Annotated in this window: 5 protein-coding genes, 1 tRNA gene and 1 rRNA gene; 1 reads left to right on the top strand and 6 read right to left on the bottom strand. The window is 70.3% G+C overall.

The features are described from left to right. Positions 1-205: 205 nt before the first annotated feature. The 3 genes from KUM03_RS07790 to KUM03_RS07780 all read right to left on the bottom strand — a co-directional run bounded on the left by KUM03_RS07790 (position 206) and on the right by KUM03_RS07780 (position 9,679). On the bottom strand, positions 206-2,953 hold the full coding sequence (locus KUM03_RS07790; RefSeq protein ID WP_217246285.1) for a DNA translocase FtsK: 2,748 nt from the start codon (positions 2,951-2,953) through the stop codon (positions 206-208). Between the two features lie 156 nt (positions 2,954-3,109). Further along, positions 3,110-3,784 carry a two-component system response regulator gene (locus KUM03_RS07785; protein ID WP_217246284.1) on the bottom strand — a complete coding sequence of 225 codons (675 nt, stop codon included), beginning with the start codon at positions 3,782-3,784 and terminating at the stop codon, positions 3,110-3,112. 417 nt (positions 3,785-4,201) lie between these two features. Next, a complete protein-coding gene (locus tag KUM03_RS07780) occupies positions 4,202-9,679 on the bottom strand; it encodes a HAMP domain-containing protein (protein ID WP_217246283.1) in 5,478 nt (1,825 codons plus the stop codon). A gap of 391 nt (positions 9,680-10,070) precedes the next feature. On the opposite strand from KUM03_RS07780, the gene KUM03_RS07775 reads away from it, so the two are divergent. After that, positions 10,071-12,824, top strand: a complete 2,754-nt coding sequence (locus KUM03_RS07775) for a SpoIIE family protein phosphatase (RefSeq protein ID WP_217246282.1) — start codon at positions 10,071-10,073, stop codon at positions 12,822-12,824. 56 nt (positions 12,825-12,880) lie between these two features. Here the strand turns inward: KUM03_RS07775 and KUM03_RS07770 are convergent. The 3 genes from KUM03_RS07770 to rrf all read right to left on the bottom strand — a co-directional run. Next, positions 12,881-12,956: transfer RNA gene (locus KUM03_RS07770), tRNA-Thr, on the bottom strand. A 79-nt stretch (positions 12,957-13,035) separates the two neighbouring features. Beyond that, positions 13,036-13,698 carry a DegT/DnrJ/EryC1/StrS family aminotransferase gene (locus KUM03_RS07765; RefSeq protein WP_254399007.1) on the bottom strand — a complete coding sequence of 221 codons (663 nt, stop codon included), beginning with the start codon at positions 13,696-13,698 and terminating at the stop codon, positions 13,036-13,038. Between the two features lie 114 nt (positions 13,699-13,812). Further along, positions 13,813-13,903 (bottom strand): 5S ribosomal RNA (gene rrf / locus KUM03_RS07760); the annotation flags it as partial.

Genomic DNA, 13,903 nt, shown 5'->3' with positions numbered 1-13,903 from the left:
AAACGGGTGGGGCAACCGGGCGGTACGACTTTGTACGCCATCGGTATGGCCCGGCATCCCGATGGTGGACTATCTGTTTGTCGTTTCCCTCAACTTGACGTACGCCATGAGGAAACGGTTGCTCAATGATCCCTAACGGGTGAGTCACGATCGGCCGGCCGGCCGCCGTGACTCTCCGTCGGCGGAACCCCTCGCTTACCGTTCCCTACCCCTCAGACTCCCCCCGGATCACGGCGAGCACGCCGTCCAGCTCGTCAGCCTTCACAAGAACGTCACGAGCCTTCGATCCCTCGCTCGGCCCGACGATGCTGCGCGACTCCATCAGGTCCATCAGCCGCCCGGCCTTGGCGAAGCCGACGCGCAGTTTGCGCTGGAGCATGGAGGTCGACCCGAACTGCGTGGAGACGACCAGCTCGGCCGCCTGGCACAGCAGGTCGAGGTCGTCGCCGATGTCCTCGTCGATCTCCTTCTTCTGCTTGGTCCCGACGGTGACGTCGTCCCGGAAGACGGGCGCCATCTGGTCCTTGCAGTGCCGGACGACCGCTTGGACCTCCTCCTCGGTGACGAAGGCGCCCTGCATACGGGTCGGCTTGTTCGCGCCCATCGGCAGGAAGAGGCCGTCGCCCTTGCCGATCAGCTTCTCCGCACCGGGCTGGTCGAGGATGACCCGCGAGTCGGCGAGGGAGGAGGTGGCGAAGGCCAGCCGCGAGGGCACGTTGGCCTTGATCAGGCCGGTGACGACGTCCACGGACGGCCGCTGGGTGGCGAGCACCAGGTGGATGCCGGCCGCGCGCGCGAGCTGTGTGATGCGCACGATGGCGTCCTCCACGTCGCGCGGCGCCACCATCATCAGGTCGGCCAGCTCGTCGACGATCACCAGCAGGTACGGGTACGGCTGGAGCTCGCGCTCGCTGCCCTCGGGCGGCTTGACCTTGCCCTCGCGCACCGCGCGGTTGAAGTCGTCGATGTGCCGGTAGCCGTAGGCGGCGAGGTCGTCGTAGCGCAGGTCCATCTCGCGCACGACCCACTGGAGCGCCTCGGCGGCCCGCTTCGGGTTGGTGATGATCGGCGTGATCAGGTGCGGGATGCCCTCGTACGCGGTCAGCTCGACGCGCTTGGGGTCGACCAGGATCATCCGGACGTCCTCCGGGGTCGCCCGCATCATGACCGAGGTGATCAGGCAGTTGATGCAGGACGACTTGCCGGAGCCGGTGGCGCCGGCGACCAGCATGTGCGGCATCTTCGCCAGCGAGTGCATGACGTAGCCGCCCTCGACGTCCTTGCCGAAGGCGACCAGCATCGGGTCGTCGTCCTCGGCGGACTCGGCCAGCCTCAGCACGTCACCGAGGTTGACCATCTCCCGGTCGGTGTTGGGGATCTCGATGCCGACCGCGGACTTGCCGGGGATCGGGCTGATGATCCGCACGTCGGGGCTGGCGACGGCGTAGGCGATGTTCTTGGCCAGCGCGGTGATCCGCTCGACCTTCACGGCGGGCCCGAGCTCCACCTCGTAACGGGTGACCGTCGGGCCCCGCGTGAAGCCGGTGACGGCGGCGTCGACCTTGAACTCGGTGAAGACGGTGGTCAGCGAGGCGACTATGGCGTCGTTGGCGGCGCTGCGCGCCTTGCCGGGGCCGCCGCGGGTGAGGAGGTCGAGGGCCGGCAGCGAGTAGGTGATGTCGCCGGAGAGCTGGAGCTGCTCGGCGCGCGGCGGAAGCTCCCGTTCCTGCGGGACCGGCGTCTTGGTGAGGTCCGGGACGCCCGCCTCGCCAGTCTCCTCGCCGACGGCCTCCTTCTTCAGCTTCCCCGGCTGCGGACGCGCCGCCGGGACCGGCGTCGGGGTCGGGGTCGGCGCCGACGACTCCCGCTCCCCCGTGCTCACGCCCTGGGTGAGGTCGGCGACCAGCGGGGACGGCGGCATTCCGTGCAGTACGGCGCCGTCGAGGGCGGCGGCCGCCGCGGCGGCGACGTCCACGGCGTCCATCGGCCGGTCCATGTCGGGCTGCGGCACGGCGGACCGCCGGGGCCTGGTACGGCGCCGGGCGAGCGCCTCCTGCTCCGCCCCGTCGGGGTCGTACGGCTCGGCGGCCGGTCCCCCGCGCTTGCGTGACCGCGCGGGCAGCGCCTCGCGCCACTGTTCGTCGTACCGCTCGTCGTCGTCGCCGTACTCGTCGGCCTCCGGGTCGCGGACGAGGCCGAGCCGTACGCCGAGCTGCCGCAGCCGCTGCGGGACGGCGTTGACCGGGGTGGCCGTGACGACCAGCAGCCCGAAGACGGTGAGCAGCACGAGCAGCGGTACGGCCAGGACGTCGGTCATGGTGTACGACAGCGGGGTCGCCGCGCCCCAGCCGATGAGGCCGCCGGCGTCCCTTATGGCGTGCATGCCCTCCCCGCGGGCCGGTGAGCCGCAGGCGATGTGGACTTGGCCGAGGACTCCGACGACGAGCGCGGAGAGGCCGATCACGATCCGGCCGTTGGCCTCCGGTTTCTCCGGGTGCCGGATCAGGCGTACGGCGATGGCGCCGAGCAGGATCGGGACGAGCAGGTCGAGTCGGCCGAAGGCGCCGGTGACGAGGATCTCGACGAGGTCGCCGACGGGACCCTTGAGGTCGGCCCAGGTGCCCGCGGCGACGATCAGGCAGACGCCCAGCAGCAGCAGGGCGACGCCGTCCTTGCGGTGCGCCGGGTCGAGATTCTTCGCGCCCTGCCCTATGCCGCGGAAGACGGCGCCGACGGCGTGGGCGATGCCCAGCCACAGGGCGCGCACGACCCGGTAGACGCCTCCCGTGGGGCTGGGCGCCGGCTTGGGCGCGGGCTTCTTCGCCGCGGCCTTCTTGGCGGGTGCCTTCTTCGCCGGCGCCTTCTTGGCAGGGGCCTTCTTCGCCGGACCCTTCGCGGGAGCGGCCGCCTTCTTCGCGGGCTGCTTCTTGGCTGCGGAGGGACGTGAGGCCATAGGTGTGAGGTTACCGGGGGAGACGGCGGTCGACACGTGTGCCCACCGCTTCACCCGTTCGTGTCGCCCCCGGGTGAAAGCGGAACTGACGTCTCCAGTACTGCCCCTGACGTGCCCTCACGGCACGTCACACGGGGACGGCGCCGACTGGGACGCTCAGTTGACCGCGGCCTGCCCTCCGGACGAGCCCGGCTCCAGGGCGTCCAGCGCCCGCCGCAGCCCGGTGAGCTTGCGCTCCAGGTGGGCCGCCGTCGCCACCGCCGCCGCATCCGTCGACTCGTCGCCCAGCTGCTTGGAGAGCGCCTCGGCCTGCTCCTCGACTGCCGCCAGCCGCGCCGACAGCTCGGCGAGCAGCCCCGCCGGCTCCTTGGCCTCGCCGGCCGCCGCCTTGCCGCCGCCCTCCAACTGGAGCCGCAGCAGCGCCGCCTGCTCGCGCAGCTGGCAGTTCTTCATGTAGAGCTCGACGAAGACGGAGACCTTCGCGCGCAGCACCCACGGGTCGAACGGCTTGGAGATGTAGTCCACCGCGCCCGCCGCGTACCCGCGGAAGGTGTGGTGCGGGCCGTGGTTGATCGCGGTGAGGAAGATGATCGGGATGTCCCGGGTCCGCTCCCGCCGCTTGATGTGCGCGGCGGTCTCGAAACCGTCCATGCCCGGCATCTGGACGTCCAGCAGAATGACCGCGAAGTCGTCCGTGAGCAGTGCTTTGAGCGCTTCCTCCCCGGACGATGCCCGCACCAGCGTCTGATCGAGCGCCGAGAGGATCGCCTCCAGCGCCAGCAGATTCTCCGGCCGGTCATCGACCAGGAGGATCTTGGCCTTCTGCACCATGGCCCGCCCTCCTCGCCCCGGCGTGGGGCCTCCCCTGTCCGCAGGACTTGGCGCAGCACCGGCGGGTGCCGCCCCAGGGGACGACTCCCTTGCGCCGCCCGTCCTTGTGCCGGTCATCGTAGCCGCACCCCGCCTGTCGCCACACCCTGTCACCGCGATGTCACTGTGCACGTAGCAGAAACGCGGCGGGGGACCAGAAGGTTCCCCGAATCCCGCGCTTCTACACGGCCGCGGGCACACTGAGTCAGCGACCCGGCGTGAACTCCGACGCTTCCCGCCACGTGCGTACACCCACGTTCGCACACCGCCCGACGGTGCCGTGCGGACGGCCCCCGTTCACAACCCGGGCACTGTGCCCGAAGGGACCGCCGACACGCTGCCCCGAAGTACCGCCCCGTGCCCGCGAGGACCCGGCCCTCACTCCTCCCGCATCCACTGCTGCATCACCGTCAGCAGGTGATCGGGGTCGACCGGCTTCGTCACGTAGTCGGAGGCGCCCGACTCGATGGCCTTCTCCCGGTCGCCCTTCATCGCCTTCGCGGTCAGCGCGATGATCGGCAGACCGGCGAACTGGGGCATCCGGCGAATCGCCGTGGTCGTCGCGTATCCGTCCATCTCGGGCATCATGATGTCCATCAGGACGACCGCCACGTCCTCGTGCTGCTCCAGCACCTCGATACCCTCGCGCCCGTTCTCGGCGTACAGCACGGACAGGCCGTGCTGCTCCAGGACGCTGGTGAGCGCGAAGACGTTGCGGATGTCGTCGTCGACGATCAGCACCTTCTGCCCGCCGAACCGGATGCCACGGCTCGAGTGCGGCGCCGGGTCCTGCTCGGCGGACGGCTGCTGCTCCGGCTGCGCGGCGGGTCCCTGCGCGGCCTGAGACGCGGCCCGGCGACGGCGCCGGAAGAGGGAGGCGGCGCCGTTCTGGGCATCCTGGTACGACTTCACCTCGGCGGGCAGCTCGGCCTGCGCCCCCGGCAGCGCGACATCGGCGCCCGGCGTGGCGAGCGCCCCGCCGGGCTCCAGGGCCGGCAGGGGCTGCTGGTAGCCGTGCGCGGGCAGCTCGCTCGGGTGCAGCGGCAGGTACAGCGTGAACGTCGACCCGCGGCCCGGCTCGCTCTGCGCGTGGATCTCGCCGCCCAGCAACTGCGCGATCTCCCGCGAGATGGACAGCCCGAGGCCCGTACCGCCGTACTTGCGGCTGGTGGTGCCGTCGGCCTGCTTGAACGCCTCGAAGATCACCCGCATCTTGCTGGCCGCGATGCCGATGCCCGTGTCGCTCACCGAGAACGCGATCAGCTCCGCGTCGGGGTCGGTCATCGAACCGGCCTCCAGCAACTGCTCCCGGATGGCCTGCGGAACGTCGTCCCGGGCCGGCCGGATGACCAGCTCGACCGCTCCCGAGTCGGTGAACTTCACCGCGTTGGACAGCAGGTTGCGCAGCACCTGGAGGAGCCGCTGCTCGTCGGTGTGCAGCGTGGCGGGCAGCTCCGGCGACACCCGCACCGACAGGTCCAGGCCCTTCTCCGCGGTCAGCGGCCGGAAGGTGGCCTCCACGTAGTCGACGAGCTGGACCAGCGCGATGCGCGTCGGCGAGACGTCCATCTTGCCCGCCTCGACCTTCGACAGGTCGAGGATGTCGTTGATGAGCTGGAGCAGGTCGGAGCCGGCGCCGTGGATCGTCTCGGCGAACTCGACCTGCTTCGGGGACAGGTTGGCGTCCGCGTTGTCGGCGAGCAGCTTGGCCAGGATCAGCAGCGAGTTGAGCGGCGTACGCAGCTCGTGCGACATGTTGGCCAGGAACTCGCTCTTGTAGCGCATGGAGACCGCGAGTTGCTCCGCGCGCTCCTCCAGGACCTGCCGCGCCTCCTCGATCTCGGTGTTCTTCACCTCGATGTCGCGGTTCTGCTGCGCCAGCAGTTCGGCCTTCTCCTCCAGTTCGGCGTTGGACGACTGGAGCGCCTTCTGCCGCTGTTCCAACTCCTCGGACCGCTCGCGCAGTTGCTCGGTCAGCTCCTGCGACTGACTCAGCAGCACCTCCGTCTTGGTGTTGACGGAGATGGTGTTGACGCTGGTCGCGATCATCTCGGCGATCTGGTTGAGGAAGTCCTTCTGGATCTGCGTGAACGGGGTGAAGGACGCCAGCTCGATGACCCCGAGCACCTGCCCTTCGAACAGCACCGGCAGGACGATCACCTGGGCGGGCGGGGCCTCCCCGAGCCCGGAGGAGATCTTCAGGTAGCCGCTCGGCGCGTTCTCCACCAGGATCGTGCGCTTCTCCTGCGCCGCCGTGCCGACCAGCGCCTCCCCCGGCCGGAACGAGGTGGGCATGGAGCCCATCGAGTAGCCGTACGAGCCGAGCATGCGCAGTTCGTACTGGTCGCCGTCGGCGCCGGCCTGCTCCTGGCCGTCGACGTGCGGCATGGCGAGGAAGAACGCGCCGTGCTGCGCGGAGACCACCGGGGTCAGCTCGCTCATGATCAGCGAGGCCACGTCCTGGAGGTCCCGGCGGCCCTGCATCAGCGCGGAGATCCGGGCGAGGTTGCCCTTGAGCCAGTCCTGCTCCTTGTTGGCGATCGTGGTGTCGCGCAGGTTGGCGATCATCTTGTTGATGTAGTCCTGGAGCTCGGAGATCTCACCCGAGGCGTCCACGTCGATCTTCAGGTTCAGGTCGCCGCGGGTCACCGCGGTCGCCACGCGCGCGATGGCACGCACCTGCCGGGTCAGGTTCCCGGCCATCTCGTTCACGGACTCCGTCAGGTCCCGCCAGGTTCCGTCGACGTCACGCACGCGTGCCTGACCGCCGAGCTGCCCCTCGGTGCCCACCTCGCGGGCCACGCGGGTGACCTCCTCGGCGAACGACGACAGCTGGTCGACCATCGTGTTGATGGTCGTCTTCAGCTCCAGGATCTCGCCGCGCGCGTCGATGTCGATCTTCTTGGTCAGGTCGCCCTTGGCGATGGCCGTGGTGACCATGGCGATGTTGCGCACCTGACCGGTCAGGTTGGACGCCATCTGGTTCACCGACTCGGTGAGGTCCTTCCAGGTGCCCGCCACCCCCGGCACCTGCGCCTGACCGCCCAGGATGCCGTCGGTGCCCACCTCGCGCGCCACCTTGGTCACCTGGTCGGCGAAGGAACGCAGCGTCCGCACCATGGTGTTGAAGGTGTCGGCGAGCTGCGCGACCTCGCCGCGGGCCTCGATCGTCACCGTCCGTGTCAGGTCGCCGTTGGCGACGGCCGCGGCAACCTGGGAGATGTTCCGCACCTGGACGGTGAGGTTCTTGGCCATCAGGTTGACGTTGTCGTTGAGGTCCTTCCAGATACCCACGACACCGGGCACGCTCGCCTGGCCGCCCAGGATGCCCTCCGTACCGACCTCGCGGGCCACGCGCGTGACCTGCTCGGCGAAGGACGACAGCTGGTCCACCATCGTGTTGACGGTGGTGACGAGCTCCAGGATCTCGCCCTTGGCGTCCACGGTGATCTTCTTCGACAGGTCGCCCTTGGCGACGGCCGTCGTCACCTCGGCGATGTTGCGCACCTGCATGGTCAGGTTGTTGGCCATGCCGTTCACGGACTGCGTGAGGTCCTTCCAGGTGCCGGAGACGCCCTGCACCTCCGCCTGGCCGCCGAGGATGCCCTCGGTGCCCACCTCGCGCGCGACGCGCGTGACCTCCTGGGCGAACGACGACAGCTGGTCCACCATCGTGTTCAACGTGTTCTTCAGCTCCAGGATCTCCCCGCGCGCGTCCACGGTGATCTTCTGGGACAGGTCACCGCGCGCCACCGCCGTCGCGACCTGCGCGATGTTGCGCACCTGCGCGGTGAGGTTTCCGGCCATGCCGTTCACCGAGTCGGTCAGGTCGCGCCACACACCGGCCACGCCCGGCACCTGCGCCTGACCGCCGAGGCGGCCCTCCGTGCCCACCTCGCGGGCCACCCTCGTGACCTGCTCCGCGAAGCTCGACAGCTGGTCCACCATCGTGTTGATGGTGTTCTTCAGCTCCAGGATCTCGCCGCGCGCGTCGACGTCGATCTTCTGGGACAGGTCGCCACGCGCCACCGCCGTCGTCACCTGGGCGATGTTCCTCACCTGACCGGTGAGGTTGGACGCCATCGAGTTGACGGAGTCCGTCAGCTCCTTCCAGGTGCCCGACACCCCGTCGACCCGCGCCTGACCGCCGAGGCGGCCCTCCGTGCCCACGTCCCGGGCCATCCGCGTCACCTGGTCGGCGAAGGACGACAGCTGGTCCACCATCGTGTTCACGGTGTTCTTCAGCTGGAGCATCTCGCCGGAGACGTCCACGGTGACCTTCTGCGACAGGTCGCCGTTGGCCACCGCCGTCGTCACCTGGGCGATGTTCCTCACCTGACCGGTGAGGTTCCGGAACGCCGTGTTGACGGAGTCCGTCAGGTCCTTCCAGGTCCCCGCCGCGCCCGGCACCTGCGCCTGGCCGCCCAGCTCGCCCTCGACTCCGACCTCGCGGGCCACGCGCGTGACCTCGGCACCGAAGGCGGACAGCTGGTCGACCATCGTGTTGACGGTGTTCTTCAGCTCCAGCATCTCGCCGGCCACGTCCACGGTGACCTTCTGCGACAGGTCACCGCTGGCCACCGCCGTCGTCACCGCGGCGATGTCGCGCACCTGAGTCGTCAGGTTCCGGAAGACCGTGTTGACGGAATCCGTCAGGTCCTTCCAGATCCCCGCCGCACCCGGCACGTTCGCCTGACCGCCCAGCTGACCCTCGCCACCGGTCTCGTTGGCCACCCGCGTGACCTCGTCCGCGAAGATCCGCAGCGTCTCGGTCATCTGGTTGATCGTCTCGGCGAGCTGCGCGACCTCACCGCGGGCCGGCACCGTCACTTTCTTCGACAGGTCACCGTTGGCGACCGCCGTCGTCACGTGGGAGATCTCCCGCACCTGGGCCGTCAGGTTCCCGGCCATGGTGTTGACGGAGTCGGTCAGCTCCTTCCACACCCCGGCCACGCCCGGCACCTGGGCCTGCCCGCCCAGGGCGCCCTCGGTGCCCACCTCCCGGGCGACGCGCGTCACCTCTGAGGAGAACGCGGAGAGCTGGTCCACCATCGTGTTGACGGTGTTCTTCAGTTCCAGCATCTCGCCGGCCACGTGCACCGTGACCTTCCGGGACAGATCGCCCTTGGCCACCGCCGTCGTCACCAGGGCGATGTCCCGCACCTGAGCGGTGAGCCGGTACGCCATCGTGTTGACGGAGTCCGTCAGGTCCTTCCACGAACCGGACATACCGCGCACCCGGGCCTGCCCGCCGAGCTTGCCCTCGGTGCCGACCTCACTGGCGACCCGCGTGACCTCGTCCGTGAACGTCGACAACTGGTCGACCAGGTTGTTCACCGTCCGGCCGACCTTCAGGAACTCCCCGCGCAGCGGCTGCCCGGTGCCCTCCGTCGACTGCGTGCGCAGCTCCATGCGCGGCGACAGATCACCGTCCGCCACCGCCGACAGCACTCGGCTGACCTCGGAGACCGGCCGTACGAGGTCGTCGACCAGCGCGTTCGAGTTGTCGATGGCGGCCGCCCAGGAGCCCTCGCAGGCCCCCGTCTCCAGCCGCTCGGTGAGCTTTCCCTCACGTCCGACCACCCGCCGCACCCGGGCCAGCTCGCCCGTGAGGTGCAGATTGCGGTCGGCGACCTCGTTGAAGACCGCCGCGATCTCCGACATCACGCCGTCGCCGGACACCGTGAGCCGCTTGCGGAAGTTGCCCTCCCGCATCGCCACCAGTGCCGTCAGCAGCCGGTTCAGCGCGGCCGTGTCCACCGTCGTACTGCCGCCCCGCGTTTTGCCCTGGTTACTCAGGGACTGTCCGCCTTTCGCGCGCGCCTTAGTGCCCCGCGTCGCTGCGCCAGACTCCACTGTGTCCCTCCCGCAGGGGTCGACCGTTACTGCTGTGCCCGGCCGCCACCTCTCGGCGGACCGGTTACTGCCGCGTACTGCCTGTGCTGCCACGCGGTCCGCACGGGTTCGCCGGACCGCTCCGGGGCTGCTGCCCGCCGCACTGGGTGCGCATTCAACCTGCCCGGACCTTCACTGGAAGCTTGCCCAGTGTTTCACCCCGGCCGAACCAGGCCATAACAGTTCGGCAGCTTCGCACATCGTCCGCACACCCTCTGGGCGTAAACACTGCAGACCGGCATCCGCATGGACGGCGAAGGTAAGTAACCTTGCATGCGGCTGTCCAGCCATGCCGGTCCGTCCGGCCTGGGCGGTGGCACGGAGACGAGCGGGCATCGGAGGGGCGGCCGGAATGACCACCGGACTGATCCCGGGGGAGCAGCCCCCGGATCCCGGGCCGACGGGTGGACTGCCGCAGCAGCGGCGCGAGCCGGTCGGCCATGAGGCCGTGCACGGGGAGAGAGGGTCGAGGAGTTCTGTGATCACCGCGCGCGCGGCCGCCAGCTTCGAGCCCGTCGGACGATCGGTGGCGAGCGCCCGGTCCTTCGTCCGGGACACGCTGCAGGGCTGGGGCCATGCCGACATCGTCGACGACGCCGTGGTGCTCACCAGCGAGCTGGTGACCAACGCCGTGGTGCACGCCGGCACCACCGCCGACGTCGTCTGCCTGCGCAGCGACGACGGCGTACGGATCGAGGTCGCCGACCACTACCCCGAGCGCGAGGTCCCGCTCCAGGGCTCCCCCGCCACCATGGGCAGCCTCGACCGCGAGGGCGGCCGCGGACTCCAGCTGTGCGCGGCCCTGGCCGACCGCTGGGGTGTCGAGTACACGCCCACACTGAAGAACGTCTGGTTCCACCTCCACCTGCCCGAGCGCCCGGTCGGCACCCGCGCCGCGGGACCGTCGCTCCCCGCCGACCTGCTCCCGCTCGCCGACGGCCGCGTCCGCGTCGCCGTCGTCCAGATCGACCGCACCGGCGCCGTCACGTCCTGGAACGAGGACGCCGGTGAGCTCTTCGGCTACGCCGCCGAGCAGGTCGTGGGCAAGCCGCTGACCGACCTCGCGGCCTGGCCGCACACGCCGGGCACCAGTACCGGCATCGCGGAGGCGCTCCAGCTCTCCCGCTGGGAAGGCAGCTACGGCATAAGGGACGCCAACGGCCGCGTCACCCCGGTCTACGCCTCCCACCTCCGCGTCCGCGACGCCGGCGGCGAGCCCTCCACGGTCTGCCTCCTCGTGCGCGACCACGAACGCGCCGTCCTGCAGACGCCGCTGCGCGTACCGGCCTCCGACACCTCCAGCTCCTCCGAGGGCCAGAGCACCGACCCCTTCGAGGTGTTCATCGGCTCCCCCGCCCCGGACGACCTCGACGGCCTCCTCCAGCGCACCGTCGAACGCGCCCGCGACATGCTCGACGCGGACGCCGCCTTCCTGCTCCTGGCGACCGACGACGAGACGGAGCTGGAGGTCCGCGCCTCCACCGGCCTGCCCTCCGCCCGCCAGCGCTTCGCGCGGGTCCCCGTCGAGGCCGGCCCCGGCCGTTACGGCTCCGCCCGCATGCCCGCCGTCCACGACGACCTGGCCGCGGTCCCCGGCGCCGTCCCGCTGCTCAACGGCACCGGCATGCGCTCCGTCGTCACCGTCCCGCTCAAGGTCGAGGGCCGCCTCACCGGCTCCCTCGGCGTCGCCGCGGAGGCCGCCGGCCGGTACTCCAACGAGGAGGCGCTGCGCCTCCAGTTCGCCGCCGACCGCATCGCCCTGGCCGTCGAGTCCGCCCGCCTGGGCGAGCTGGAGCGCCTGCGCCGCGGCTCGCTCAGCTTCCTCGTCGAGGCCTCCGACCTCCTCGCCGGCACCCTGGACCGCGACCAGACCCTGGCCCTGATGGCGCAGATGACGGTCCCGACCCTGGCCACCTGGTGCGCCGTCTACACCATCGCCGACCAGGCCTCGGAGCCGTACCTCTCCTACGTCCTGCACGAGGACGAGGAACTCATCGACGGCATCAAGTCCCTGCTCTCGAAGATCGCCCCGCCCGACCCGGTGCCCACCCCCGGCGCCCGCGTCTGGTCGGCTCCCGGCGAGCTGGCCCACCAGGCCGCCCTGCGCACCTCCATGCGCGACCTGGGCCTGAACAGCGGTACGACACCCCAGCTGAGCACCGGCATCGGCCCGACGCTCGCCACGGCGGCCGCGGTCGGCGGCGAGACCGTCGTCCTCCCCCTCGTCGCCCGCAACCGCGTCATCGGCATGCTGACGCTCGGCAAGCCGACCGACGAGCACTTCCGCCAGGAGATCCTGGAACTCGCCGAGGACCTGTCCCGCCGGGCCGCCCTGGCCCTGGACAACGCCCGCCTGTACTCGGAGCGCACGGCCATCAGCCAGTCCCTCCAGCGCAGCCTGCTGCCCCCGGAGCTCCCCGTCATCGACGGCGTCGAGGTAGAGGTCATCTACCGCGCGGCCGGCGAGGGCAACGAGGTCGGCGGCGACTTCTACGACCTCTTCCCCATCCGCGACGACGCGTACGGCTTCGCCATCGGCGACGTCTGCGGTACGGGCCCGAACGCGGCGGCCGTCACGGGCCTGGCCCGGCACGCCCTGCGCCTGCTCGCCCGCGAGGGTCTCAGCGGCCCGGCGGTCCTGGAGCGCCTGAACTCCGCCATCCTCGACGAGGGCGCCCGCAGCCGCTTTCTCACCCTCCTGTACGGCGAGATGCGCCCCCAGGCGGACGGCAGCGCCGAGCTGAAGGTGGTCTGCGCCGGCCACCCGCTCCCTCTCCGCCTGCGCCAGAACGGCATGGTGGAGCCCGCCGCCGAACCTCAGCCGCTCCTCGGTGTCATCGAGGACCTGGAGCTCTACGAGCAGACGGTCACCCTCGACCCGGGCGACGTCCTGCTCTGCGTCACGGACGGCGTCACGGAACGCCGGGAGGGCACGCGCATGCTGGGCGACGACGGCCTCGCCGACGTCCTCACCACCTGCACCGGGCTCACGGCGGGCGCTGTGGCGGCCCGAATCATGCGCGCGGTCGAGCGCTTCGCCTCGGACGCCCCGTCCGACGACATGGCGATCCTGGCGATGCGCGTCCCGGAGCCGCACGCGGACTGACCGGTCGCATCAGGGCATGCGAAAGGCCCCGCCCTATTGGGCGGGGCCTTTCGTGGTGGAGCCCCCAAACGGAATCGAACCGTTGACCTTCTCCTTACCATGGAGACGCTCTACCGACTGAGCTATAGGGGCCTGTCACTTTTTCGAGGTTTCCCCCGCGGCAACGGAATAGATCATACCCCGAACAGACCGGTGCTCCCAACCACGCCTTTCAGAAGGCCTGCTGCAGAAGCCCGCCCAGGGCATTGCAGGCGGACACGATCCGCTGCATGTCCCTCTTGGTCAGCGCGGCGTCGACCGGCAGGCCGAGCGTCTCGTCGGCCGCCCGCTCCGTCTCGGGCAGCGACACGCACCGACGGAAGCCCGGCATCCGGTGCACCGGCGTCTTCACCGGCACCCAGCATCCGACCCCGCGCAACCGCACGGCCCGTGCGAAGGCGTCCCGGTCCGGACGCCCGTTGCCCGGCACTCGCACCACGTACTGCTGATAGGTGTGCCCGTCTCCCCAGTCCGGAGTGCGCACCCCCTTCAACTTCCCGTCCAGGTAGGCCGCCCGCTGCCGCCGCTGCGCCACCTCGTCGTACGGCGCCTCGGACTCGCCGTGCTCCAGTATGAGCAGCCCGTGCCGCCGGCCGACCGCGTGCAGCGGCCCCAGGTCCGCCGGCCTGCCGAAGCGGTGGACCACGACGACGGCGGCAGTACGGGACGTCAGCGCCGCCTCCACCGCCGAGGCGTCCAGGCAGTACGAGGCAGGATCTATGTCGGCGAACACCGGCAGAGCGCCGGCCAGAGCCACGGCCTCCGCGACTTCCACGTTCCCGAAGGCAGGTACGACGACCTCGTCGCCGACTCCTACGCCGGCGGCCCTGAGCATTGCTGCAGTACCCATACGGCAGATGCTGGTAGCGCAACGTGAACTTCAAGTGACGGACAACAAAAAAGGGTTGGACCCGGAACCGAAGTTCGGGGTCCAACCCTTTGAATAATTGTTCGGCGGCGTCCTACTCTCCCACAGGGTCCCCCCTGCAGTACCATCGGCGCTGTAAGGCTTAGCTTCCGGGTTCGGAATGTAACCGGGC

This window comes from Streptomyces sp. AC602_WCS936 (assembly GCF_019049125.1).
Taxonomy (GTDB): domain Bacteria; phylum Actinomycetota; class Actinomycetes; order Streptomycetales; family Streptomycetaceae; genus Streptomyces.
This window is presented reverse-complemented; position numbering and strand designations above follow the sequence as displayed.

Coding starts and splice junctions, on each gene's coding strand:
- KUM03_RS07785 (WP_217246284.1), bottom strand. CDS start 3,784: ATGGTGCAGAAGGCCAAGATCCTCCTGGTCGATGACCGGCCGGAGAAT.
- KUM03_RS07765 (WP_254399007.1), bottom strand. CDS start 13,698: ATGCTCAGGGCCGCCGGCGTAGGAGTCGGCGACGAGGTCGTCGTACCT.
- KUM03_RS07790 (WP_217246285.1), bottom strand. CDS start 2,953: ATGGCCTCACGTCCCTCCGCAGCCAAGAAGCAGCCCGCGAAGAAGGCG.
- KUM03_RS07775 (WP_217246282.1), top strand. CDS start 10,071: ATGACCACCGGACTGATCCCGGGGGAGCAGCCCCCGGATCCCGGGCCG.